Genomic DNA, 24,484 nt, shown 5'->3' on the forward strand with positions numbered 1-24,484 from the left:
AACTACAACTGTCCATCGGTCAAGCCGACCGATGCCGAGATACGTTCGGCGAGGCCGGGAAGAGCGTCAGCGGGCGCCCAGGTCGACGTAATCGCGCTCGGTGTAGCCGGTGTAGATCTGGCGCGGACGGCCGATCTTCGAGGGCTCGGAGTGCATCTCCTGCCAGTGCGCGATCCAGCCCGGCAGCCGGCCGAGCGCGAACAGCACGGTGAACATGCGGGTCGGGAAGCCCATCGCCCGGTAGATCACGCCGGTGTAGTAGTCGACGTTCGGGTAGAGCTTGCGCTCGACGAAGAAGTCATCGGTCAGCGCGATCTCCTCGAGCTGCTTGGCGATGTCGAGCAGCGGATCCTCCACACCGAGCTTGCCGAGGATCTTGTCGGCCTGCTCCTTGACGATGCGGGCGCGCGGGTCGTAGTTCTTGTACACGCGGTGACCGAAGCCCATCAGCTTCACGCCGTCCTCGCGGTTCTTGACCTTCTTGACGAAGGTCGCCACATCGTCGCCGCCGTCGCGAATCTTGGTCAGCATCTCCAGGACAGCCTGGTTGGCGCCGCCGTGCAGCGGACCCCACAGCGCGTTGATGCCACCGGAGATCGAGGTGAACAGGTTGGCCTGTGAAGAACCCACCAGCCGCACCGTGGACGTCGAGCAGTTCTGCTCGTGGTCGGCGTGCAGGATCAGCAGCATGTCGAGCGCACGGACGATCTCGGGATCGACCTCATAGGGTTCGGCCGGGAAACCGAAGGTCATCCGCAGGAAGTTCTCGACGAGGGTCAGCGAGTTGTCCGGGTACAGGAAGGGCTGACCCTCGGACTTCTTGTAGGCGTAGGCGGCGATGGTCGGCAGCTTGGCCAGCAGGCGGATCGTCGACAGCTCGACCTGCTTGCGGTCCAGCGGATCCAGCGAATCCTGGTAATAGGCGCTCAAGGCGTTGACCGCCGAGCTCAGCACCGGCATCGGGTGGGCGTTGCGCGGGAATCCGTCGAAGAACCGCTTCAGGTCCTCGTGCAGCAGGGTGTGCCGCTGGATCTGGTTGGTGAACGACTCAAGCTGCTCGGCTGTCGGCAGCTCACCGTAGATCAGCAGGTAGCTGACCTCGATGAAGGTCGACTGCTCGGCCAGCTGCTCGATCGGGTAGCCGCGGTAACGCAGGATGCCGGCGTCCCCGTCGATATAGGTGATCGCGCTCTTGGTGGCCGAGGTATTGACGAACCCACCGTCGTACGTGGTGTAGCCGGTCTTGGAGAGCAGCGGCCCGAGGGCGATTCCGTCGGAGCCTTCTGTGGCCTTGACGATGTCGAGGTCGATCTGACCGCCCGGATACGACAGGGTTGCTGTCTCGTCAGGGCTGGAGTTTTCGGCCACTTGAACCCCTTCTGTGGTCTGGGCTGCGCGTCACTACTGGACGGTAGTCGCTTACGTTACGTCGCGCCTGCGCGGGGTTGCCCCTCGGGTACCTCGCGCGACCGCGCCTTCGAACCCCATGGCCGCCAGGTGCGGACCAGCAGGTCATAGGCGGCTTGGATACGGGTGGCGACGATCTCAGGCTCGATCGGTGGGTACCCGGGCGTGCCGAGACCGTGACACGCTGTGTTCATCACCACAGTCCAGGTCTCCAGCACCAGGTAGACGGCGTCGTGCTCGGTCGACAGGCCCATCCGCTCCGCGACCGCTCGCACCGTGGGAAATCGATCCTTCTGGTCGCGGTACGGGATCGCGGTCACATTGAGGCTCGCCGAGGAGTTCACGATCTGGATCAGGGCAGCCATCCGCTTGAAGATCGGCGTCTGCTCACCGCCGGGCCCCGGCTGCAGGGCGTCCAGATGCGCCCGCAGCATGGCTTCGTACTCGGTGATGTCGTGGGGCAGCGCCGACAGTGCCGCCGCGACATAGGCGGCGGTGTCCTCCACGATCGCGATCACCACCGCGTCCTTGGTCGGAAAGTAGCGGCTGAAGGTGCGCGGGGACACCTCCGCGGCCGAGGCGATCTGCTCGACGGTGGTGTTGTCATAACCGTGCCGCTGACACAGCTCGGCCGCGGTCGAGATCAAAGTGGCCCGGGTACGCAGCTTCTTGCGTGCCCGCAGCCCCTCCGGCTGATCAGACATTCGTCGCGAGATCGGTTCCGGTCAGGACAGGAGCGGTCACGATCGGCTCAACCGGACCGGGCAGGTCCGCCGGAGCGATATCGGTGCTGAACAGTTCCCCGGCGAACCCGGCGACATGCCGGCACGCGCGGTTGAGGCGATCCGCCATGACCAGCGGGCCCAGCGGCGCGCCGTCGTCATCGGAGACGAGGTCACCGCAGGCCGCGATGATGATGGCCGAGAACAGCGAAAGGCCGAGCAGCATGCCCCGGTCGTCGGCAGGCACGCCCAGCTGGTCGGACAGCGCGGCGATGACGCTGTCGTTGCGGAAATCGAATGCACTCTGACGCAGCGCATCTGCGCTGTTGATGATCCGAAGGATCAGCACGACGCGCTCACTGGTCAACCGTCCGACGCCACCGGCGGCGGTGCGCGTCAGCACCGAAACATGCGCGGCCCGCAATGCTTCCAAAGGGCCGAGGCCGCGCGGAAGCCGGCGCAGTTCCAGCGCGATCTCCTCGGACAGCTCCTCGAGCAGGGTCAAGAAGACCGCCTCCTTGGAGGCGAAATATCGGCTGTAGGTCCGTGGGGACACCTCGGCCAGTGCGGCGATCTGATCGACGGTGGTCGTCTCGTATCCCTGGCGCAGGCACAGATCCAGCGCAGCGTCGATCAATGTCGTCCGAGTCCGCTGCTTCTTCCGTTCGCGCAAACCGAGATCGGTTTCCCTGTTCGCCGCAGCCACCCGAGGATGGTAACCCGTGCGACTGAGACTGCACGGTAGGTTTCCGGTGGGCTTGGCCACCCGGGGCACGGCCGCTACGGTTGTAGCCGCTCGATTCGCGCGCCGGCATCGGTGACCCGAATCCTGTTATGCACCCGGTTTTCCCGGCCCTGCCAGAACTCGACCACCTCCGGTGCGATCAGATAGCCGCCCCAGTTCGGCGGCACGGGAACCGCTTCCGATTCGCCGAAACGCGCCGTGACATCGACGAGTTGATCGAGCAGGACGGCCCGCGACGCGATCGGATGCGACTGGCGCGATGCCCATGCCCCCAGCTGCGATCCGCGCGGACGCTTGGCCCAGTAGTCGGCCGTGTCGGCCTCGGACACTTTGTTGACCGGGCCGCGAATGTGCACCTGGCGGCCAAGCCCGTACCACGGGAAGGTCGCCGAGGCATACGGCTGTATTGCCAACTGCTCCCCCTTGTCCGAGTCGTAGTTGGTGAAGAACGTGATCCCTGCCTCGGTCGCCCCCTTGCACAACACGGTCCGGGTGGCCGGCCGACCCTGTGCGTCGACGGTGCCCACGACCATGGCGTTGGGTTCGGTCAACCCCGCGGCGCGCGCATCGGAAAGCCAACTGTCGAACAGCGCCAGCCAGCCGTCGGCCAGCCAGTCGGCATCGAGGTCCGCACTGCCGTCCTTCTCCACCGATCCGTACTCGGCGCGCATCCGGGCCAGTTCCTCGGGTTCCATTTGCAAGACGGTACGCCCACGCCGGACATCATCGGCGAGTGCGAGAATCTTCGATATGGCGCAGGAGTCAGCAGTTCGCTCTGATGGTCCCGACGCGTTCACCGCCGGATTGGAAGGCGTTGTCGCGTTCACCACCGAGATCGCCGAACCCGACAAGGACGGTGGCGCGCTGCGTTACCGCGGTGTCGACATCGACGACCTGGTGTCGGACCGGGTGACTTTCGGTGATGTCTGGGGGCTGCTCGTCGACGGCGACTTCGAGCGTGGCCTGCCGCCCGCCGAGCCGTTTCCGTTGCCGATCCACTCTGGTGACGTGCGCGTCGACGTCCAGGCCGGATTGGCCATGCTGGCACCCATCTGGGGCTTTTCACCGATCCTCGACATCGACGACGACACGGCCCGTGAGCAGCTCGCACGCGCATCGGCCATGGCGCTGTCCTATGTCGCCCAGTCGGCCAGAGGGATCCACCGGCCCGCGGTGCCACAGCAGAACATCGATCAATGCCCGACTGTCACTGCACGTTTCATGACTCGCTGGCAGGGCGAACCGGACCCACGCCATATCGAGGCCATCGACGCGTACTGGGTGACAGCGGCCGAACACGGCATGAATGCCTCCACTTTCACCGCCCGGGTCATCGCCTCCACCGGCGCCGATGTGGCCGCAGCATTATCGGGCGCAGTCGGCGCGATGAGCGGCCCACTGCACGGTGGCGCGCCCGCCCGCGTGCTGCCGATGATCTCCGAAGCCGAACGCACAGGCGATCCCGCAGCCGTGGTACGCGGCATCCTGGACCGCAAGGAAAAGCTCATGGGCTTCGGGCACCGGGTGTACCGGGCCGAAGATCCACGCGCCCGGGTGCTGCGTGCCACCGCAGAACGACTGCGCGCGCCCCGCTTCGAGGCAGCGGCCGCCTTCGAGCAGGCGGCGCTGGCAGAACTGCGTGAACGCCGCCCCGACCGCGCCATCGAGACCAACGTCGAGTTCTGGGCTGCGGTCATTCTCGATTTCGCCCAGGTACCGCCCTCAATGATGCCCGCCATGTTCACCTGCGGACGCACCGCCGGCTGGTGCGCACACATCCTGGAGCAGAAGCGACTGGGCAAACTGGTGCGCCCGGCCGCGGTCTACGTCGGCCCCGCCCCGCGCTCACCCGAATCCGTGCTCGGCTGGTCCCGGATCCGTCCATGACGGTGCTCGATCCGTCCATGACAATGTTCGATCCGTCCATGACGGTGTTCTACTCGGCCGCACGCTCTTTCGAGCAACTGGTACGCGGACTCGACACCGCGGACTGGAACGGGCCGGGTCTGGGCGACTGGGATCTGCGGGCACTGGTCGGGCACACCTCGCGGTCACTGGTGACGGTGATCGAGTACCTGAAAGGGCCCGCACTGACCGGCCCGCTGGTCGATGCGCCGGGCTACTACCTCGCGGTCCGCGATGTCAGCGGCGCAGCCGGGGCCGAGGCGATCATCGAACGCGGCAGGCAGGCCGGCCGCGATCTCGGTGATGACCCGGCCGCCGCCGTCTCGGCACTGGTCGCCACCGCGTGCTCGGATGTGGCGCAGGCCGGCGACCCGGTGGCGCAGGCCGGCGACCCGGTGATCACGGTGATCGGCGGAATCGGCATCACGTTGTCGGAGTATCTGCAGACACGGGTGTTCGAGCTGGTGGTGCACGGCCTGGACATCGCCCGTGCGACGGGGCGCGACTACCAGCCCTCCGAGCAGGTGCTGGAGGCCGCGACCGTCCTGGCGGCCAGGATCGCAACGCGGTCGGGCCGGGGCGGACCGCTGCTGCTCGGTCTCACCGGGCGCGCCGAGCTGGGCGACGGATTCTCGGTCGTCTGATGCTGTCCTGCAGACAGGTGTGCGCTGTCGCGATGAGAATTGCGATGTCGTCCGGTCCATACAACGTCATCCATACAACGGCATCCCGACGTCATCCCGACGTCCCAGCTTGAGGAGCACCATGACCATCGACATCACCCCCGCCGTCATCCCGCACCTGGTCGTCCACGACGGCGCCGCCGCCATCGATTTCTACGTCAAGGCGTTCGGTGCCACCGAGCTGGGCAGACTGCCGGGCCCGGACGGTCGGCTGGTGCACGGCGCGGTGCAGATCAACGGATCGACGGTGATGCTGGCCGACGACTATCCCGAATACTGCGACGGTCAGTCGGAGACGCCCAAGAGCCTCGGCGGCACTCCGGTCACCATCCACCTGGTGGTCACCGACGTCGATGCCGCCTTCGCACGCGCGACCGAGGCCGGTGCCGAGGTGGTGATGCCGATCGAGGACATGTTCTGGGGCGACCGGTACGGCGTCGTGCGGGATCCGTTCGGGCACAAGTGGTCGATGGGCCAGCCGGTGCGTGAGGTCAGCGACGAGGAGCTGGGCAAGGCTATGCGGGAATTCCCGTGAACCCGGGCAGGTAAAGCCCCAGCAGGCCCGTCGGCAGGGCGTTCGCGCCGGTGATCGCACTGATCGCCGAGATGCTGGCGGGCTTGGGGGTGCGCTCGAGCTCAGGGGTGCTCGGATCGGAACCGTACAGCCCGAACTGCAGGTGATAGCCGTCGGACCACTCCAGGTTGTCGACGAACGACCAGTATGTGTATCCGCGGATATCGGTGCCTTGGGACACCAGATCCTGCACCACCGCGATGTGGTTGACGATATAGCCGGGCCGCTTGGTGTCGTCATCGTCGGCGACGCCGTTCTCGGTGATCCACAACGGTTTTCCGTAGGACGCGGCCACCTCGAGCACCTCGCGGAAGCCGCCGGGGTCGATGGGCTGGTTGAAATCACTACAGGTCTGCTCGGCGGCCTGGCAGCGCAGCGGGATGCCCTGCAGGAAGTTGAATCCGGGCACGGGCGCGAACCCGAAGCCGACCATCGGCTGCGAGCCGTAGTACTGCACGCCCATGAAGTCGACCTTGTCGGCGAAGCCGGGCCGCACCTCGTCGGCGTCCTTGTGCCCGTCGAAGTTCAGGTCGACCCAGCCGTCGATGACCGCATTGGGGAACCATTCGTTGAAGACCCGGTTCCAGGCGTCGGCGGCGGCCACATCCTGTGGGTTCACCGGATCCGACGGGCGGGCCGGAACCATGTTGTTGGCGAAACCGACGAACGCCGTCGCGTCGTACTTGTGGATGGCGTCATAAGCCGCCACATGGCCGCGGGCCTCGTTGACCAGGAAATACACGGCGAGGTCGGGACGAATCACCCCGGGCGGCCACGCCGGGACGATGCCCGGGATGGACAGGAACTGCGTCATCACCGGTGGGACCGGCTCGTTGATGGTGACCCAGTTGTCTACCTGATCTCCGAAAGTCCATGCCAGATAGGCGGCGTACTTCTCGAACTCGACCGGGGTCTGCGCGGACAGCCACCCGGCGCGCTCGACGGGCAGACCCAACTGGGCCAGCGGACGGGCCGCGACCGGATCGTGTATCCAGATCGGCAACGTGAAGTGGTTGACGGTCACCAACGGTTCCAGTCCGTGCGCACGCAGCGCCGCGAACACAGCCCGGTAGTGGGCGACCTCTTCCTGATTGGCCAACGCATCGAGTGCCTGCAGATCGGCAAGGCTGACCCCACCGCCTTCGTCGCCGATATCGATGGCGGCTGTCGAGTTCGGGAAGATCCGGCTCCATTCGATGGACATCCGGAAGGTGTTCATCCCCAACTCGTTTCGAGCCAGCTCGGCATCGGACTCATAGGACACATAGGTGCCCGGCCCGTTCTCCGGCAGTCCCTTGGTCAGCCCGAGGGCTTGGTTGAGGGGGTCGTGCACCCACGCGTACCAATCCGAGTTCGGATCGATCGGAGAACCGGGACCGCCCTCGGCCTGGAATCCGGCGTGCGCCACGCCCCAATGGAAGTCGTCGGGGAAGGACAGGTCGATCCCGGAGACCGGTGTGACGGTGACCGTGATCGTCTTGGCCACCGCATGACCGCCGCCGGGGTTCAGCAACTGCCCGATGATCGGTATGTGCTGGAGGAATCCGAGTGGGCCGTGCCAGTGCACGCCCGAGTGCTCGTCGGACACCACCACGGTGAAACTGTCGGTGCCGCCGACGGCGGCCATCGCATTCATCGGCCGGTAGATGAAGGCACCGGTGTTCTTGTCGATCACGACCGAACCACCGTTGGCCGGCCGTCCCACCACCGTGTAGGTGAGGGCGTCACCGTCGGGATCGGATGCGCCGACGTTGCCGGTGACCAGGCCCGTGCTGGTCTGGGTGGTCTCGCCGGAGTAGTCGATGCGGGGACCGGAGTTGAAGAACTCGCGCCGGACGAAGGCCAGCACCGCCCACAGCGACGGCGGACTGGTCGGACCGGCAGGCAGGCCCGCGGCGAAAGGCGCCAACACCGCACCCACGAAGCTGCGGATCACATTGACCACGTAGCCGATAGCTGTCACCGGGTTGGGCAGCGTGGGCGTCCATGCCGTGGTCGCTGCGTTGGTGGACAGAGCGTTGGCGGACAGCGCGTTGGCGGACAGCGCGTTGGTGGACAGCGCGGCGGCCGATGACGCGGCAACCTCGGGAAGCGGCGCGGTCGCGCTCGACCGTTCGGCGGAGACCGACAGAGAGCGTGAGTCCTGGCGCGTGTCGGCGGGGTCGGGTGCCTTCTGGGTGGTCTGGGTATCGCGCGTCTCGAAGGCGTTGCGGGTGGCATGTCCGTCCGATGGACGCTGCAGCGGTGCGTCGTTCGGCGGCGCGTCGGGTCCTTCGGCTTCCCCTACGGGGTCGGCCTCGTTGACCTCGGTCACCGGCTCTTCGGTGTCGAGTTCCTCGGGCGCGTCTTCCTCGACTGCCTCTTGCTCGGGTGCGTCCTTCTCGACTGTCTCGTCCTCGGGCGCGTCCTCTTCCGCTGCACCGATCTGGGGCCGCGCACCGTCGGCCGTGTCGTCACCGGCGTCCGGCTTCACCGACTCCCGGTCGTCCGGCGCGTCCTGGGAACTCGGGGACTCGCGGGAGTCCGCGGCGGGCGAATCGGCCAACGCCAAACCCGGTGAACCCGTTCCGAAGGCGGTCCAAATACCGACCGCCATTGCCAATCCAGCCACCCGACCACAACGCATGCATTTCCGTATACACGCTCGACACCGTCGGTGACCGCGTTTTGGCCGGTCCTCAGTGCCGCAGCCCCGCGAGAAGTCGCTTCCCCAAGGGCGGACGCGGCGCGGTGGCCGCCGCGGCGAGCATGTCGGGGACCTGGGTGAACTTGCCCCGCGGCCGAACCCCGCCACCCCGCGCGATCTCGGCCGCGTCGATGGCACGCCAGCCCGCGGCGTCAACGACCGCGGGCTGGCGGCCTCGGACGAGCTTGTCCAGCGCCGCCGGCCTGTGATCCGGGTCGCCGAGCCGTCCTCGGTTGTAGTCTTCGACCAGCCGGCGCACGGTCTCGGCCGCACACGACTTGTTGGTGCCGATGAAGCCCGTAGGGCCGCGCTTGATCCAGCCGGCCACATAGGTCCCCGGCGAATCGACCACCCGGCCACCGTCGTTGGGCACGACGCCCGCCCGCTCGTCGAATGGCAGATCCGCGATCGCTTTGCCGCGGTATCCGATCGAGGTGAGCACCATGGCGGCCTCGAGCACACCGGCACCGGATCCGGTGAACTCGATACCGGTGACTCGCTGATCGCCGAGTACGCGATGCGGTGTCACGTTGTAGGCCAACCTGATTCGCGGCCGCGTGATCGGCGCCGACGCGTCCCCGAGTTTGGTGAGAATCTCCAGCTTGTTCCTGGTCAGGGGATCGGTCACGCCGGCCAGGTCCGCGATCACCTGTTGGTGGTCGGCCGCATCCAGCACCACATCGCAGGTGGTGGTCAGGCCGATGAGTTCGGGCAGGGTGAAAGCCGAGAACTGCGGACCCCGCCTGGCCGCGATCACCACTTCCTGGACGCGGGAAGACCGCAGGGCGCGCAGCGCGTGATCGGCGATATCGGTGCGTGCCAACTGATCCGGGTCGGAGGTCAGGATGCGGGCGACGTCGAGTGCGACGTTGCCGTTGCCGATGATGACAACTCGCTCACCGCTGAGGTCCACCGCCAGATCGGTGAAGTCGGGATGGCCGTTGAACCACGCCACCACCTCGGTGGCGGTACCGGTTCCCGGCAGGTTCATCCCCTCGATATCGAGTCGACGATCATTGGGCGCGCCCACGGCATAGAGCACGGCGTGATGGTGCTCGAGCAGATCGGCATGCGAAATATGCTTGCCCACCTCGACATTGAGATAGAGAGTCAGGCCGTTCTGCTCGGCCATCCGGTCGAAGAGCTTGGTGACCCGCTTGGTGCTCTGATGGTCCGGCGCGACTCCGGCCCGAACCAGGCCGTAGGGCGTCGGCAGCTTTTCGAACATGTTCACCCGGACCCCTCGCTGGGTGAGCAGCTCGTCGGCCGCGTACATGGCAGCCGGCCCGGACCCGACGATTGCCACCGTCAGCGGACCCTTGCGCGGTTCGATCCGTGGCGCCTCGATCACCGGGGCCAGTTTCGAGGTCGGCGGAATCCGACCTTCCCGTTTTGGATAGAACGCCGCGTTCAGCTCGATGAACGGCAGCTGGTTGTCGGTCAGCTTGGTATCCGGCGAGATCGCCCCTACCGGACACGCGCTGACACAGGCGCCACAGTCGACACAGGCCAGCGGGTCGATGTAGAGCATTTCCGCGGTCGCGAAGCCCGGCTCATCCGGTGAGGGATGGATGCAGTTGACCGGGCACGCATAGACACAGGACCCGTCGCTGCAACACGACTGGGTGACGACGTGCGGCATGACCGACGCTAGGCCACGCTGACCAGGTGCTCGCGCGCAGGTTCACTGCGGTAACGGGCCGGCGGTCCGTCGATCTTGCAGAGCTTCCAGATCAGCTTCGCGATCGGGTTCATCAGACCTGTGTCATGGCACAGCATGCGCACGTCGGAGAACATGTTGCGCAGGAACATCCGGGATTCGGGCGCCGAGAAGAAGATCTCCTTGCGCACCGAGCGCGGAATGTCGAATTCCTTCCAGAATTCACGCGGCGGCACCACGATCGCCGAACACAGGATGCGCATGGTGAGCGGGACGAAGATCGACAGCATCCAGCGCTGCTTGCGGCGCAGCGTCGGCACCCGCTTGTGCAGGTACTGGTGCGCGAAGGAGATGTGCCGCGCCTCCTCGGCGACGTGAATCGCCATGACACGCTCCATGATCGGATGCAGGGACTTACCCTCGCGCAGCACGTTCTTCTGGGTGTGGTCGATGGGTTCCTCGCCGGCGAGAACGCCGAAGAAGAACGGGATGGGGAACGGGCCGGCGGCCAGCGGGATGATCGGCTGCAGCCACTTCAGCAGCTTGGGCATACCGGGGACGTCCACGCCCATCCGGTTCACCATCTCCTGGAACATCAGGGTGTGGTTGCACTCTTCGACCGACTCGTGCAGGCAGTAGCGGTATTCCGGTGAGCCGTTGGGCACCCAGAACGAGTACTCCATGAGGCCGCGGATGAGGATGTTCTCGAAGTGCAGACCGACCTTGGCCACATTGGCCTGGCGCCACATGCCGATCTCTATCTGCCGATCGACGGGCTGAGCCTGGTACCACGGGTGGCCGCCGATCGGGTCGGTGGCGGGCAGGATCCAGCGCTCGTCGTTCGGGATCACGGCGAATTCCGGCGAATCCCACTCGATGTCGTTGAACGGGTTGAAGCTGCGGCGGACGGAGCCCTCGGAGAGGGTCTGCAACATCTCGACGTACTCGGTGTCATCCCGGACATCCATGTTCTTGCGCCACCGCTGGATCACGCGTGTCCTGGCTTCTTTGACCGCCATGTCGAGGCCTCCTTGCCTTGCCCGGCTCGAATCGCCCGGGGGTTTACATTCGATCGCTCGATGTCTAGGGACAGTACCCGCGGTCCCACTAAATAAACAGGGGCTTTGATCAGCTGTGGGGCAGCCGGGTTACCTGGGTCACATGTGACCGCCGTCACTTTCTTGGGGTAGTTGGGCGGCAAAAGTGACATCTCCGTAGCTAAGATTCGCCCGTCACTCTCGGCGGACGGGGAAGCTCATGAGTACACGCAAGCGCGTCGACATCACCGCCGGGACGACGTCTGGCTCCAGCGAGAAGAAGAAGAAGTTCCTCCTCGTCGGCGTCGCCGCGGTCTTCGTCGTCATCGGCGCGATCGTCCTGTCCTCGTGCGCCACCCAGATCGGGCCCGGACAAACCGCGGTGAAGGTCGACGACTACTGGCTGATCCCCGCAGATCCGAAGGTGGACGGGTGTATCGAACCGGAAACCTCGGCGTTCAACCCGCCGGGTGGTTTCAAGGCCTACCGATATCCATCCCGACAGATCAGCTGGGACGCCACCGGCAGCCCCGATTCCGAAGCCGATCCCACGATCGTGGTCTCCAACGCCACCGCGCCGGCCGAGCTTCGGGTTCCCGTCGTCATCACCTTCGACCTGACCAGCGACTGCGACATGCTGATGGACTTCCACCGCGATTTCGGCACCAAGTACCAGGGCTGGCTGGACGATGACGGCCTGGTCACCACCGGCTGGGTGAACCTGCTGCGCTACGTGATCGGGCAACCCGCCGAACAGGTGCTGATCAGCGTTGCCCAGAAATACACCTGGCGCGAAATCTGGAATGACGAGAAGGTGCGCATCGAATTCCAGAACGCACTACGCGACGCGCTGCCCGGGGCCTCCAAAGCCCGCACCGACGGCCGGGAGTTCTTCACCAACTTCCAGGTGACCGTCATGAAACCGGACCCCGTGGACCAGGGCCTCAAGGACGCGATCATCGCCGAACAGAAGGCCATCGCCGACGCCCGCGCCGCCGAGGCCAAAGGCGTCGCCGATGCGAACGCCGCGCGCGCCAAGGCTGAAGCCGACCGGGCCGCCGCCCAGGCCCAGACCGAACTCGCCCGCCAGGTCGCCCTGCAGAAACAGGCCGAGATCGCCGGCTATCCGAATGTCGAGGCGTATCTGCGGGCGCTGGCGATCGAGCACGGGCAGAACCCGTACCAGCCGACCTACGTGGTGCCCCAGGCCCAAGGCTGACCCAGCGGTAAAAACCATGTGCCCGGACCGATAATCTTGGCGGTATGGCCGAACTGACGATCCCCGCCGATATCAAGCCGAACGATGGGCGGTTCGGCTGTGGACCGTCGAAGGTGCGGCCCGAGCAGCTGGCCGCCCTGGCCGCGGCGGGCGACCTGTTCGGCACCTCGCACCGGCAGGCGCCGATCAAGAATCTGGTCGGTCGCGTCCGTGACGGACTGCGCGAGCTGTTCTCCGTGCCCGACGGATACGAGGTCATCCTCGGCAACGGCGGTTCGACGGCGTTCTGGGACGCTGCGGCGTTCGGCCTGGTCGACAAGCGCTCGCTGCACCTGACCTACGGCGAGTTCAGCGCGAAGTTCGCATCGTGCGTGGCCAAGAACCCGTTCGTCGGCGACCCGATCATCGTCAAGACCGACCCGGGCACCGCGCCGGAGCCGACCTCGGATCCGTCGGTGGACGTGGTGGCCTGGGCGCACAACGAGACCTCGACCGGTGTCGCGGTGCCGGTGCAGCGCCCCGCGGGTGACGCGCTGGTGCTCATCGATGCCACCTCGGCCGCCGGTGGCCTGCCCGTCGACATCACCGATACCGACGCCTACTACTTCGCGCCGCAGAAGAACTTCGCCGGTGACGGCGGTCTGTGGCTTGCGGTGCTCTCGCCCGCGGCGCTGGCCCGCATCGACGCGATCGCCGCGAGCGGACGCTGGGTGCCGGACTTCCTGTCCCTGCCGATCGCGGTCGAGAACAGCCTGAAGAACCAGACCTACAACACCCCGGCCGTGGGCACGTTGATCCTGATGGCCGAACAACTGGACTGGCTCAACGGCAACGGCGGCCTGGACTGGGCGGTCAAGCGGACCGCCGACTCGTCGCAGCGGCTGTATTCATGGGCCGAGTCCTCGGAGTTCGCGACCCCGTTCGTCGCCGACCCGGCGCTGCGCTCGCAGGTCGTGGGCACCATCGACTTCAACGATGACGTGGACGCCGCGGCGGTGGCCAAGGTGCTGCGCGCCAACGGCATCGTCGATACCGAGCCCTACCGCAAACTCGGCCGCAACCAGCTGCGCATCGCGATGTTCCCCGCCGTCGACCCCGAGGACATCAGCGCCCTGACCCAGTGCGTCGACTGGGTGGTCGCCAACCTCTGAGGCTGCCGACCTCAGCGTGTCTGCGCGGTAACGGACGGATAACAACGTAGGGTGCGCGAAGGAGGTCACTATGCGGGAACTCAAGGTCGTCGGACTCGATGTGGACGGCAAACGAATCATCTGCGAGGCTCCCGACTCCGGTGACAACTTCGCCATCCGTGTCGACAATCGCCTGCGCGCTGCCGTGCGCGGCGACAAGGCGACCTCAAATCAAACCGAGATCGAGGTCGAGGTGACCCAAGGCTTGCGACCCAAAGAGATCCAGTCCAGGATCCGCGCGGGTGCATCCGTGGAGCAGGTCGCCGCGATCGCCGGTGAGGACATCGACCGGATCCGCCGCTTCGCCAACCCGGTCCTGCTGGAGCGGGCGCGCGCGGCCGAGCTCGCCACCGCCGCACATCCGGTGCTGGCCGACGGACCGTCGGTACTGACCCTGCTGGAGACCGTCACCACCGCGATGATCAACCGGGGCCTGGATCCGAACGCGACGAACTGGGATGCCTGGCGCAACGAGGACGGCCGCTGGACCGTTCAGCTGTCTTGGAAAGCAGGCAGGTCGGACCTGCAGGCACATTTCCGCTTCACTCCCGGATCACACGGGGGCACCGTGGTGGCCTTCGACGACAGCGCCTCCGAGCTGATCGATCCGAACTTCGCACCCCGCCCGTTGCGGCCGGTGGCCGCAGTCGCGCAGCTGGACTTCGAGTCCCCCGCTGCCGCACCGGTGCCGGGACCTGTCACGCCGCCGGTGCCCGCGCCGGCCGCCGTCGCGCCGCCGGTCGCCCCGCCCGCTCCACTTCCTCCCGTTGCGGCGCCGACTGCCCCGCCGGTGGCGCAGCCCGAGCCCGCGGTGGCGCAGACTTCCGAGGACACCGTCGCGGCGGCCGAGCCCGAGCCCGCGGCCCCCAAGCCGCGTCGTACCCGCAAGGCGAAGCCGTCCGTCCCTGCGTGGGAAGACGTGCTGCTGGGCGTGCGGTCCGGGACCCAGCGCTGAGCTTTCGCTAGAACGGCGGGTCGCCGTCGAGCGCGATCTGTAACGCGTTGCGAGCCCGTTCGGCATTGACGCGGTATTCACGGTCCTGTTTTCGGGTGCGCTGTCGCGTGGGCAGGATAGGTTCGCGGTCGTGCTGGTCGACGAGGCTGATGCGTCGTGTTCTCGGTACGTCGGCGCGAATGGTGTTGTGAGGAAACAGAATTGCGGCCAACGGCCTGGTGGTGTACGCATGGCCGGTGGGTGCCGTCCAGGTGGTCGATCCGTCGGGGTGGGCGGTGGGGGTCCAGCCGGTGTTCAGTGTCTTGACGAGGTGGTGCTCGCGGCAGTACGGGCGCAGGTTGCCGGGGTGAGTGGCGCCGGCGGGCCACGGGGTGAGGTGGTCGATGTCAGCTTTGTGCGCGGGGCGCCCGCAGCCGGGGAAGGCACAGGTCATGGCCGTCATACGGACGTATGCCGAGAGCTTGGCCGACGGACGGTATCGGGTTTCGGAGCCCAACCCGGCCACGTTAGTCAGGGGCCGGACTTTCGCTCCGGTGTTGATGAGTTCGGTGAGTAGGTGGGCGGGGATGATGGCGCCGTCCAGGGAGATGCCCGCTCCGGCGCCGGGCGGGGTGTACTGCGCGGCAGGTGCGGCCGGGGGCGCGGGTTCCGCAGCCGCGGCCGGCTTCTCAGCTGACTGACCCTCACCGGATGCGTCGCCCGGCCCGCCATCGGGTTCCACCGGCCCCGACCCTGGTCCGCCCTTCGGCCCAGGGCCCGTCGCGGGCTCGGCACCGTCACCGGCGTCCGGATTCTGACCGATGAGCACGTAGATGTTGACGGCGCTGGAGCGCGGGTCTTTGCCCGAACCCACGCAACTGCTGTCACCGCACAGGCAGGTGAGTTGGTCGGCGCCGGCTGCCAGCGCGGCGATGGCGTCGACGCGGCGCTCCCGTTTCGTGCGGGGATCGTGGGCGCAGACACCGTCGGCCAACTCATCGGCGCGAGCGTCGGTGATCTTCGCGTCCGTGGTGCGCATCCGGCCCCAGAAGGACACGACACCGTCGGGGTCATCGCGGTCACCGAATTCGAGGTAGCGGTCCTTGGCCGCAGCCTTCGACCGGATGACCGCCAGCGGATCGTACTTGTGGACCCAGAAGTCGACGGCCGCGGTCAGCGCGTTCTCTGACAACATGCCGAACCCGTGGGCATTCTCGGCGATGCCGGCATCGATCGAGGCCAACGCGCCAGGGTCAGTGACCAGGTGAGTACGCCAGGTGATCGCGTTGATCACCTTGGCCGATATCGCCCCGGTACCGAACACGGCGGCGGTCCGCGGGAGCCGTTCGCGCAGGGCGACTCCGATACGCATCTGCGTGTTCGCGGCATGCGGCCCCAGGTTGCACGCCGCGCCGATCTGGGCTTTGGCTTGGGCCCAGCCGTCGATCAACTTCAGTGCCGAAGCGTCGTCCTCGTCATCGCACCAGCGCGAGGTGGCCTCGGCGATGAAGGCCAGCCGGCGAGCGGCGGCGGCGGACTCCTCCCGGGTGGCGGCCGCAACTGCGTCGATGAGCGCCTCATCGCTCAGCTCCGACAGTTCCCACCGTTCGAACATACTTGCGATATTACCGAGGGGGTGTGACACGACGGGGCATCGCAGTTGCGGTGCCGAGAATCCAGGCGAACAAGAGGGCCGGCATCGCAGTGATGGAAACACCCTCGAGCGAAAGCGGTCCCTCCCGAACGATGAACGTCGCCAGCAGAAGGGGGTGAATCACGGCACCAGCCAATGCAAGATGGGCCGTGTAACGCGGCATTACACGGTACGCATACACAGCGGCCGCATACGAGCCAAGGGCTACAACGGTTGGCATGCCCGACATCGCGAGCAGGCCGAAGGTCAAGTCGTACAGCATGATCGACATCTCGCCGCTGCGATTCCGGTACAACAGCAGGTTGAATGCCGTGAATCCACTCAGCAATAGGACGACGCATCCGCCGAAGCTCACCGCGAAGCACGTCGGCAATAGCGACCGCTCGGGCAGCCTGTCCCGAAGGACCGCGTAGAGGGCGGCACCGAAAACCAGCCATGTCGTAACGCCCACGGTGTTGAGCAGCATCGTCAACGTCAATCGACCGTGGTTGTCAGCCAACCATCGCGCCAACTGGTCCCCGGCAATCTGTGTCCCAGGAAACATCCAGATCGGGTACGTCGTGAGTGTTAGTGCCGGAAAGGCGAACCCGACGACCCCCGCCCAGTGCGCTAAACGCGGCGCGTTCCAACCCGTCATTGTCCACCCCATCTCGGAATTTTACCGTTGGTAAGATAGCCACCTGCCGAGACTATGCTCCCTCGACGCGAACTTATCAATGGTCAGTTCGCCGGTAGGGTACGTGCCCATGGCAAACACCTCGCGGCCCTACCACCACGGCGATCTCGAACGTGCAGTGATCGACGGCGCGGTGGAAGAAGTACAGACAGCCGGCGTCGCCGGGGTGAGCATGCGTCGCATCGCTCGGCGCGCAGGCGTCTCGCACGCAGCGATCGCCTACCGCTTCGGAGACAAGACAGGTGTGTTCACCGCCGTGGCTACGGAAGGATTCCGCCTGCAGGCAGACATGCTCCGGTCATCTGCGAATGGAGTCGACGACTTCCTCCGCGGCGGCCAGGCGTACGTCACTTTCGCGCTTACCCATCCCGGCTACTTCGAAGTGATGTTTCGCCCATACCTGTACCGCGGCGACGATCCCAGTCTGTTGGACGCAAAGGGGGCGGCGTTCGAAGTGCTGCATGGCACCGCGCGCGCCAGCCTCGGCGAACAAGCCGGCGAAGAGGAGGTGTCTGCTCTGGCTCTCGCCGGATGGTCTATGTCACATGGATTTGCGACCCTGGCGCTCACGTCGAACATCCTCGAGTTGCGGGATGCCGACCCCATTGCTGTCGCCGAGAAATTACGAACAGGCAGTGTCGCACTGGGGAAACTCGCTGCCGAGCTGTAACGCTAATCCACATCACATCAAAAAAGGGAAGGCATCACGCCTTCCCACTCTCACTTTATAGCGCACCCCCGGGCTTGCGGCAAGGCCCGGGGTATGCCGCAGAATCACTGTCCTCGAACGAGATTCAGGGGGAACAGTGCGAGTTTTGCTCTACACATTCGGATCGCGGGGGGATATCGAACCGCTGCTTGCGTTGGCCATCGCGCTGCGCGACCGGGGGGCCGAGGCCGTCTTCTGCGCACCGCCGGACTTCGCGGATCTGCTCGCCGCCAACGGCATGGAGCATGTGCCCACCGGCCCGTCGGTGCACGAATTGGTGCACGTCCGCAAGGCCACCCACAAAGACGCCCCGGCCCTCGCCACCGAACTGGTCGCCACCCAGTTCGGCACGCTGCAGACCGCGCAGCGGTGCGACGCCATCGTCGGGACCGGCCTGATGCCGGCAGGCATGCGCTCGGTGGCCGAGCTGGCCGGAATTCCGTACGTCTGCGCCGTGTTGACCCCGCACGTGCTGCCCTCACCGCATCACCGTCCGTTGCCGCGGCCGGGTAAGCCGTTCCCGGCGGGCCTGACCGATAGCGCACGACTGTGGGAACTGGATGCCGAGAAGGTCCAGGCCCTCTACGGACCGGCACTCAACGAGCACCGCGCGAGAGCCGGCCTCGATCCCGTCACCGACGTCCGCGACCACACGTTCACCGACAGCCCGTGGTTGGCCGTCGACCCGGTGATCAGTCCATGGCCACCGGCGCCGAACATCACCCCGATCCAAACCGGCGCCTGGATCACCGCGGACCGGCGCCCGCTGCCGGCCGACCTCGACGACTTCCTGACTGCGGGCCCGCCACCGGTCTATGCCGGATTCGGCAGCGTCACCGCGCCCCAGGATGCCGCCCGCACAGCCATCGAGGCCATCCGCAGCCATGGCCACCGCATCGTGCTCGGTAGCGGCTGGGCGGGCCTGACGAGCACCGCCGAGGACTGCTTCGTGCTCGGCGAGGTCAACCAGCAGGCCCTGTTCCCGCGCATGGCCGCCGTCATCCATCACGGCGGGGCGGGGACCACCACCACGGCCGCGGCGGCCGGTGTCCCGCAGGTGGTGGTGCCGCAGATCGTCGACCAACCGTACTTCGCCCGTCGCGTCGCCGCGCTCGGTATCGGCGTCGCCCACGACGGACCTGCGCCGACGGTGAACACACTCGCCGAAGCGCTTAGGCTGGTCCTGCAGCCCGAGATACGCACCCGCGCGAGCGCCCTCGCCCCCACCATCGCCACCGACGGGGCAAGCACCGCCGCGGCGATGCTGCTCGACGCATGACAGAGACCACCGGGGCCGACTATTCGAATTAACAAGGGGCACATGACTTCCCACGATTACGAAGCGGAACTGCTCGCCGAGCGCGAGTACGTCGCCGCTCTCTACACACGCCTGGACAACGAGCGCGCACGCGCCGACGAGCGCTACCGCGCCGCACTGCGGGGCGATATCGACAAGCAGGACGGTGCGACGCTGGTGCAGCGTGACGCCGACGTGCGCGCGCTGGCCGGTGAGGTCAGCCGCCTCGACGTGGCCGACAGCGGGCTGTGCTTCGGCCAACTGGAGAGCGTCGAGGGTGAGCGGTCCTACATCGGCCGTATCGGATTGTTCGACAACCAGAACGACTACGAACCGCTGCTGTTGGACTGGCGCGCACCCGCGGCCCGCGCCTTCTACGTTGCGACCGCCGCCAACCCCGAGGGCATGCGACGGCGTCGCCAGTTCCACACCAGGGGACGCGACGTGCTCGACTTCACCGACGAAGTGCTTGGCAGGCCCGGGGCCGACGGCGCACTGGAAGCATCCAGCGATGCCGCGCTGCTGGCCGCGGTCAACGCACCGCGCGCCGAGGGCATGAGCGACATCGTCGCCACCATCCAGGCCGAGCAGGACGAGATCATCCGGCTGGATCATGCCGGCGTCTTGGTCATCGAGGGCGGGCCGGGCACCGGCAAGACCGTCGTCGCGCTCCACCGCGTCGCCTACCTGCTCTACACCCAACGGGAACGGATGGAGCGCCACGGCGTCCTGGTCATCGGTCCGAGCCCGGCGTTCCTCAACCATGTCGGTCGGGTGCTGCCCTCCCTCGGCGAGACCAACGTGGTGTTCCTGACCACCGGAGAGCTGTTCCCCGGTATCCGCACCACCGCCGAGGACAGTCCCGAGGCCGCCCGTATCAAGGGTTCGCTGGGAATGCTGGACATCCTCAAAGCCGCGATCGCCGACCGGCAACGCACCCCCGAGGAGCCACTGGAGATCAAGCTGGCCGATGTCACCGTGGCCATCAACGCCGAGACCGCGGAGTGGGCCATCCAGGAGGCGCGCGAGACGGGGCTACCGCACAACGATGCCCGCACCACGTTCGTCGACGTCATCACATGGGTCCTCACCGAGCGCGCGATCGCGCGGATCGGCAAGGGCTGGCTGAGCCGCGAGGACAAGCAGGCCTGGGAGCATCTGCGCTCCGAGCTGCTCGACGAACTCGACGACCATGAGGGTCTGGCCAGGGCGTTGAACCAGTTGTGGCCCGAGCTGACCCCGCAGGCACTGCTGTCCGGCCTCTACGAGTCCCCGCAGCGGCTCACCGCCGCCGGTGCCGACCATGCGCTCTACCGCGCCGACGGTGCCGCGTGGACGGTCGCCGATGTGCCGCTGCTCGATGAACTGGTTGACCTGCTGGGCGGTATCAAGGTCGACAAGGCCGCCGAACGGGAACGCCAGGAGGAGCAGGCCTATGCCGCCGGTGTGCTGGACCTGATGGTGGCCCGCGAGGACCTGATGGACGACGAGGACCACCTGATCGCAGCGGACCTGATCGACGCCGAGGAACTGGCCGACCGGTTCACCGAACGCGACACCCGCGATCTCGCCGAACGGGCCGCAGCCGACCGCGAGTGGACCTACCGGCACGTCGTGGTCGATGAGGCGCAAGAGCTTTCCGAGATGGACTGGCGGGTGCTGATGCGCCGCTGCCCGAGTCGGTCGTTCACAATCGTCGGCGACCTGGCTCAGCGCCGCAGCGCGGCGGGGGCCACCTCGTGGGCCGACATGCTCAAGCCCTACGCGGCGGACCGCTGGGTGTACCGGCCGTTGACGGTCAACTACCGCACCCCTGCCGAGATCATGGCCGTCGCCGCCGCGGTGCTCGCCGAGTTCGCGCCGACCGTGCAACCCCCCGAGTCGGTGCGCTCGTGCGGCGTCCAACCGTGGGCCAAGCAGGTGCCCGAGGATGAAATTGCCGCGGCGATAGCGGCTTTCACAGAAGACGAGGCGACGCGGGAGGGCACCAGCGTGGTGATCGGCCCGCCCGGCATGCCCGGCACGGTGACCGCCGCGCACACCAAGGGACTGGAATTCGATGCCGTTCTGGTGGTGGCACCCGAGCGAATTCTGGCCGACGGACCACGCGGTGCGGCCGAACTCTACGTGGCGCTCACCAGGGCCACCCAGCGGCTCGGGGTGCTGCATCTGGGGCCGTTGCCGCCCGCGCTGCAGATGTTGGCCTGACGGATTCGCTACTGGGACAGGGCGATCGCCAACAGCACAACCCACCCCACGGAGACCCCGACCGCGGAGCCGAGAACAAACCAGCGCCGCACCGGAATCCGGCGCCATCCCCAGACGGTCGGGGCAAGCCCGCCGACGGCCACCAGGTTGAGACCCAGAGCCAGCAACGGGTGGATGCGCAGCAGACCCAGACCGAGCACCACGATGGCCGTGCCGACCACACCGGCGACGAACGCCGCCACGGTCAGCCCGGTACCCCAGGGGGTCGTCTCGCTCATACCCATCGATTCGCTCCGCAAGCGTCGCTCATGACTGCAACCTAGCGCGCTCATAGAACGCCAGCGCCGCGGCGGTGGCCACGTTGAGCGAGTCGGTACCCCGTGACATCGGGATACGCACCCTGACATCAGCGGCCCGCATCGTGTGTTCCTTCAGCCCCGGCCCCTCGGCCCCGACCATCATCGCGATCTTCGCGTCACCGAGTTCCGCCATTGCCGAGGCCAGGGTCGGGGCGGCCGGGTTCGGCGTCATCGCCAGCACCCGGAACCCGTTGTCGCGCAGCGTTTCCAGCTCCGCGGGCCAGGCCGGCGCCCATGCGTAGGGCACCAGTAGGGCATGTCCCATCGACACCCGCACCGCGCGCCGGTACAGCGGGTCGGCGCAGCCAGTGCCGAAGATCACCGCGTCCACGCCCAGGCCGGCGGCATTACGGAAGATCGAACCGAGGTTCTCGTGATCGTTGACACCCTCCAGGACCGCGACTGTGCTGGCACCGTCGAGCACCTGCTCGACGGTCAGTTCGGCAGGCCTTGGCGCCGCGGCCAGCACACCGCGGTTGAGGTGAAAGCCGATGACCTCGGCCATCACCTCGGCGTCGGCGCGGTAGAACGGCACGTCCACACCGTCCAGGTCGGTTGCCAGTTCACCGAGGCGCCGATCGGTGCCCAACATCGCCCTCGGCCGGAACCTCGAGGCGATCATGCGCTGCACCACCAGCACACCCTCGGCGATCACGAGGCCCTTGCCGCTGGGCAGGTCCGGGCGGCGGTCCACACTGTTCAGATCGCGGAAATCGTCAAGGCGAGGGTCGGCCGGGTCCGCGATGTCGATGATGTCGGCCAGCTCAGGCACCCTCGTCGACGATGGCGAGCATCAGGTCGGCGGCCGCCAACAGGGTGGCGCGCTCATCGGCGGTCAGCTCGTCGAGCCGCTGCTGTAGCCATTCCCGGCTGGCCCGGCGTTCGGCTTCGATCAGCTCCATACCGGCCTGCGACACCGACACCAGCACCTGACGCCGGTCATCCGGATGTGCGATGCGGTCCACGAACCCGAGATCGACAAGGGACGCGATCACCCTGGTCATCGACGGCGGCCGGACCCGCTCACGAGCGGCCAACGTACCCGGGGTGATCGGACCCTCCTTGGCCAGCGTCGCCAACGCGGAGAGCTGCGACAACGACACCGGAGAATCCGGCCGGCGGAACCGTAGTTGGCGCGCCAACCGGATCACGGCCAACGACAGATCGCTCGGCAGCCGGGCGTCGACGTCGTCTGTCACAGGTCCGAACAATACCCAGCGGGCATCGGCTAGGTTGTCAACCGATGCCCGACTACAGCCCCGCCACCGCACCGCAACCCCCCGCCCTCCCGGCGCGGTTGCTCGACCCGGTCCCGGTGATCGTGGTGATCGCGATCGGCTGGCTCGTCGCGGTGTTGCTCGCTTTCACCGTCCCTGCCCTGCACGACTGGCGGCCGATCACGGTGGCCGGCCTCGGGGTCGGCATTCTGGGTACGTCGATCTTCCTGTTGCAACGGCGCTCGGCCCGTCGTGGGGACCGCGGCGCGCAACAGGGCCTCACCTGACAAGGAGCACACACATGGGAGCCCCGCTGCTACAAGCCCAGATCGATATCGACGCGCCGCCGGCAAAGGTGTGGGCACTGATATCGGATCTGAGCCGGATGCCCGAATGGAGCCCGCAGACGCGCAAGATGAAGTTGCTCGGCGGCATGCGGGTCGGCGCCAAGACGGTCAACGTCAACCGGCGAGGCCTGCAGGCATGGCCGACGACGAGCACCATCACCGCGATCGAGCCCGAGCGCAAGCTGGCATTCCGGGTGGACCTGAACGGGACCGAATGGAGCTACGAGTTGGAGCCCATCGACGGCGGCACCAGGGTCACCGAGAGCCGCCGCGCGCCCAACGGCGTCAAGAAGGTGTCGACGGTACTGGTCAACGCCATGATGGGCGGTGTGCCCAGCTTCGAAGCGGAGTTGGTCGACGGCATGAATCAGACGCTCGCTCGCATCAAGGCCGCCGCCGAACGCGGCTGAGCGCCCCGGCTCAGGTCAGGTCGAGGACGCCGTCGTCGAACGGCACGTACAGCGGCGAGCCGGACCCGGCGGGGACCGGGGTGTCCGAATGCGCGCCGCAGCCGTACGTGCTCTCGACCACGCGGCCGTCGGCGGACAGCTCGTTGCAGCAGACCCCGAACAGGGTGCCCAACGACCCGGACAACTGCACGTAGAAACCACAGTCGCGGCACACCCGCTTGGTGGCCCGCGCCATCGCCGATGCCGGGCCGAATTCGCCTTCGTGCCAACGTTCCGCCGCGTCGAGGCGGCCCTCCAGGCTCAGCACACGGCGCCGGCCCAGGCCGATCTCGCCGGCCAGCTCGTCGAGTTCGGGGTCGCCGCTGGACAGGTAGCCGGGGACCAACCGGGGATCATCGGGCGGGGTGGCCAACAGGTCACCGGGACTCAGATCACCGGGTTGGACCCGTTCGTCCCAGGGCACCCATTGCGGCGCCAGCAGGGCCGTCGGGCCCGGGACCAACACGACCTCGCTGATCGTCACGTGCTCGGCGCCGGGGTAGGCGGCGACCACCACGGCCCACTGCCAACCCTGATAGCCCGGTTGCACGGCCAGGAAGCGATGGGTTGCCGCCGACTGGTCGTCGAACACCGCGCCGAGGTACTCACCGATCGAGTCGGGCCCGCTGACCTCCTCGATCGCTTCGCGCGCAGGCCCGACGGCGCCCATCAGCAAGGCTTCCAGGGCGGGCGCTCGCTCGGGCGACACCTCGGTGTCCGGGGCGGAGTTCTCGGCTTCGGTCATGCTGTCCATCGGCGTCCATATTGCCTGACCCGACCCGTCGGAGCCACACCGGTGGCCTGCA

The 24,484-nt window shown here is 67.0% G+C and carries 24 protein-coding genes; 11 read left to right on the top strand and 13 right to left on the bottom strand.

From position 1 onward, the window contains the following. Nucleotides 1-66 precede the first annotated feature (66 nt). The 4 genes from FBY28_RS09050 to pdxH form a co-directional block, all read right to left on the bottom strand. Nucleotides 67-1,368 carry a citrate synthase gene (locus FBY28_RS09050; protein WP_141866061.1) on the bottom strand — a complete coding sequence of 434 codons (1,302 nt, stop codon included), beginning with the start codon at nucleotides 1,366-1,368 and terminating at the stop codon, nucleotides 67-69. A gap of 56 nt (nucleotides 1,369-1,424) precedes the next feature. Beyond that, the gene (locus tag FBY28_RS09055) at nucleotides 1,425-2,111 is read right to left on the bottom strand and encodes a TetR/AcrR family transcriptional regulator (protein ID WP_141866063.1); all 687 of its coding nucleotides are present in this window, start codon (nucleotides 2,109-2,111) and stop codon (nucleotides 1,425-1,427) included. Next, on the bottom strand, nucleotides 2,104-2,835 hold the full coding sequence (locus FBY28_RS09060; RefSeq protein WP_160145469.1) for a TetR/AcrR family transcriptional regulator: 732 nt from the start codon (nucleotides 2,833-2,835) through the stop codon (nucleotides 2,104-2,106). The genes FBY28_RS09055 and FBY28_RS09060 overlap by 8 nt, the downstream gene beginning before the upstream one ends. Nucleotides 2,836-2,909: 74 nt before the next feature. Next, nucleotides 2,910-3,569 carry a pyridoxamine 5'-phosphate oxidase gene (gene pdxH / locus FBY28_RS09065; RefSeq protein WP_141866067.1) on the bottom strand — a complete coding sequence of 220 codons (660 nt, stop codon included), beginning with the start codon at nucleotides 3,567-3,569 and terminating at the stop codon, nucleotides 2,910-2,912. Nucleotides 3,570-3,624: 55 nt separating this feature from the next. Between pdxH and FBY28_RS09070 the strand changes: the two genes are divergently transcribed. The 3 genes from FBY28_RS09070 to FBY28_RS09080 all read left to right on the top strand — a co-directional run bounded on the left by FBY28_RS09070 (nucleotide 3,625) and on the right by FBY28_RS09080 (nucleotide 5,997). Further along, entirely contained in the window at nucleotides 3,625-4,761 is a 1,137-nt protein-coding gene (locus FBY28_RS09070; protein WP_141866069.1) for a citrate synthase 2, read from the top strand. After that, the gene (locus tag FBY28_RS09075) at nucleotides 4,758-5,423 is read left to right on the top strand and encodes a maleylpyruvate isomerase family mycothiol-dependent enzyme (RefSeq protein ID WP_216847590.1); all 666 of its coding nucleotides are present in this window, start codon (nucleotides 4,758-4,760) and stop codon (nucleotides 5,421-5,423) included. The genes FBY28_RS09070 and FBY28_RS09075 overlap by 4 nt, the downstream gene beginning before the upstream one ends. A gap of 121 nt (nucleotides 5,424-5,544) precedes the next feature. Continuing rightward, entirely contained in the window at nucleotides 5,545-5,997 is a 453-nt protein-coding gene (locus FBY28_RS09080; protein WP_141866071.1) for a VOC family protein, read from the top strand. Here the strand turns inward: FBY28_RS09080 and FBY28_RS09085 are convergent. The 3 genes from FBY28_RS09085 to FBY28_RS09095 form a co-directional block, all read right to left on the bottom strand. After that, nucleotides 5,978-8,632, bottom strand: a complete 2,655-nt coding sequence (locus tag FBY28_RS09085) for a family 1 glycosylhydrolase (protein WP_141866072.1) — start codon at nucleotides 8,630-8,632, stop codon at nucleotides 5,978-5,980. The genes FBY28_RS09080 and FBY28_RS09085 overlap by 20 nt on opposite strands. 82 nt (nucleotides 8,633-8,714) lie before the next feature. Next, nucleotides 8,715-10,364 (bottom strand): FAD-dependent oxidoreductase, encoded by a 1,650-nt coding sequence (locus tag FBY28_RS09090; RefSeq protein WP_141866074.1) that lies wholly within the window; start codon nucleotides 10,362-10,364, stop codon nucleotides 8,715-8,717. Nucleotides 10,365-10,372: 8 nt separating this feature from the next. After that, nucleotides 10,373-11,401, bottom strand: a complete 1,029-nt coding sequence (locus FBY28_RS09095; RefSeq protein ID WP_174241579.1) for an AurF N-oxygenase family protein — start codon at nucleotides 11,399-11,401, stop codon at nucleotides 10,373-10,375. Nucleotides 11,402-11,639: 238 nt separating this feature from the next. On the opposite strand from FBY28_RS09095, the gene FBY28_RS09100 reads away from it, so the two are divergent. From FBY28_RS09100 to sepH, 3 genes are all read left to right on the top strand, one after another. Continuing rightward, complete coding sequence (locus FBY28_RS09100; RefSeq protein WP_141866076.1) at nucleotides 11,640-12,638, top strand: SPFH domain-containing protein; 999 nt, start codon at nucleotides 11,640-11,642, stop codon at nucleotides 12,636-12,638. A gap of 44 nt (nucleotides 12,639-12,682) precedes the next feature. Continuing rightward, entirely contained in the window at nucleotides 12,683-13,789 is a 1,107-nt protein-coding gene (gene serC / locus FBY28_RS09105) for a phosphoserine transaminase (protein ID WP_019510276.1), read from the top strand. 70 nt (nucleotides 13,790-13,859) lie between these two features. Then, the gene (gene sepH / locus FBY28_RS09110; protein ID WP_141866078.1) at nucleotides 13,860-14,783 is read left to right on the top strand and encodes a septation protein SepH; all 924 of its coding nucleotides are present in this window, start codon (nucleotides 13,860-13,862) and stop codon (nucleotides 14,781-14,783) included. 7 nt (nucleotides 14,784-14,790) lie between these two features. On the opposite strand, the gene FBY28_RS09115 is transcribed toward sepH, so the two are convergent. Both FBY28_RS09115 and FBY28_RS09120 read right to left on the bottom strand, forming a co-directional pair. After that, nucleotides 14,791-16,377 (bottom strand): HNH endonuclease signature motif containing protein, encoded by a 1,587-nt coding sequence (locus FBY28_RS09115; protein WP_141866080.1) that lies wholly within the window; start codon nucleotides 16,375-16,377, stop codon nucleotides 14,791-14,793. A gap of 10 nt (nucleotides 16,378-16,387) precedes the next feature. Next, the gene (locus FBY28_RS09120; RefSeq protein ID WP_216847591.1) at nucleotides 16,388-17,065 is read right to left on the bottom strand and encodes a hypothetical protein; all 678 of its coding nucleotides are present in this window, start codon (nucleotides 17,063-17,065) and stop codon (nucleotides 16,388-16,390) included. Between the two features lie 97 nt (nucleotides 17,066-17,162). Here FBY28_RS09120 and FBY28_RS09125 point away from each other — a divergent pair, with 97 nt between their 5' ends. From FBY28_RS09125 to helR, 3 genes are all read left to right on the top strand, one after another. Then, the gene (locus tag FBY28_RS09125) at nucleotides 17,163-17,762 is read left to right on the top strand and encodes a TetR/AcrR family transcriptional regulator (RefSeq protein ID WP_216847592.1); all 600 of its coding nucleotides are present in this window, start codon (nucleotides 17,163-17,165) and stop codon (nucleotides 17,760-17,762) included. Nucleotides 17,763-17,907: 145 nt separating this feature from the next. Then, nucleotides 17,908-19,080: a glycosyltransferase gene (locus FBY28_RS09130; protein ID WP_141866082.1), complete on the top strand. Its 1,173-nt coding sequence runs from the start codon at nucleotides 17,908-17,910 to the stop codon at nucleotides 19,078-19,080. Between the two features lie 42 nt (nucleotides 19,081-19,122). After that, nucleotides 19,123-21,306, top strand: coding sequence for an RNA polymerase recycling motor ATPase HelR (gene helR, locus FBY28_RS09135; RefSeq protein WP_141866083.1), 2,184 nt, complete (start codon nucleotides 19,123-19,125; stop codon nucleotides 21,304-21,306). Between the two features lie 8 nt (nucleotides 21,307-21,314). Here the strand turns inward: helR and FBY28_RS09140 are convergent, their stop codons facing one another. The 3 genes from FBY28_RS09140 to FBY28_RS09150 are packed head-to-tail and all read right to left on the bottom strand — an operon-like array spanning nucleotide 21,315 to nucleotide 22,864. Further along, nucleotides 21,315-21,584, bottom strand: a complete 270-nt coding sequence (locus tag FBY28_RS09140) for a DUF2537 domain-containing protein (RefSeq protein ID WP_141866085.1) — start codon at nucleotides 21,582-21,584, stop codon at nucleotides 21,315-21,317. Nucleotides 21,585-21,612: 28 nt separating this feature from the next. Next, the gene (locus FBY28_RS09145) at nucleotides 21,613-22,437 is read right to left on the bottom strand and encodes a TrmH family RNA methyltransferase (RefSeq protein WP_216847593.1); all 825 of its coding nucleotides are present in this window, start codon (nucleotides 22,435-22,437) and stop codon (nucleotides 21,613-21,615) included. Continuing rightward, the gene (locus tag FBY28_RS09150) at nucleotides 22,430-22,864 is read right to left on the bottom strand and encodes an Rv0880 family HTH-type transcriptional regulator (protein ID WP_141866088.1); all 435 of its coding nucleotides are present in this window, start codon (nucleotides 22,862-22,864) and stop codon (nucleotides 22,430-22,432) included. Before FBY28_RS09150 ends, FBY28_RS09145 begins: the two co-directional genes overlap by 8 nt. A gap of 44 nt (nucleotides 22,865-22,908) precedes the next feature. Between FBY28_RS09150 and FBY28_RS09155 the strand changes: the two genes are divergently transcribed. Then, nucleotides 22,909-23,169, top strand: a complete 261-nt coding sequence (locus FBY28_RS09155; protein ID WP_141866090.1) for a DUF2530 domain-containing protein — start codon at nucleotides 22,909-22,911, stop codon at nucleotides 23,167-23,169. 14 nt (nucleotides 23,170-23,183) lie between these two features. Further along, complete coding sequence (locus tag FBY28_RS09160) at nucleotides 23,184-23,639, top strand: SRPBCC family protein (RefSeq protein ID WP_141866092.1); 456 nt, start codon at nucleotides 23,184-23,186, stop codon at nucleotides 23,637-23,639. 10 nt (nucleotides 23,640-23,649) lie between these two features. Here FBY28_RS09160 and FBY28_RS09165 read toward each other — a convergent pair whose 3' ends face one another. Continuing rightward, nucleotides 23,650-24,432, bottom strand: a complete 783-nt coding sequence (locus FBY28_RS09165; protein ID WP_141866094.1) for a DUF3027 domain-containing protein — start codon at nucleotides 24,430-24,432, stop codon at nucleotides 23,650-23,652. Between the last annotated feature and the right edge of the window lie 52 nt (nucleotides 24,433-24,484).

This window comes from Arthrobacter sp. SLBN-53, assembly GCF_006715585.1.
Taxonomy (GTDB): domain Bacteria; phylum Actinomycetota; class Actinomycetes; order Mycobacteriales; family Mycobacteriaceae; genus Mycobacterium; species Mycobacterium neoaurum_A.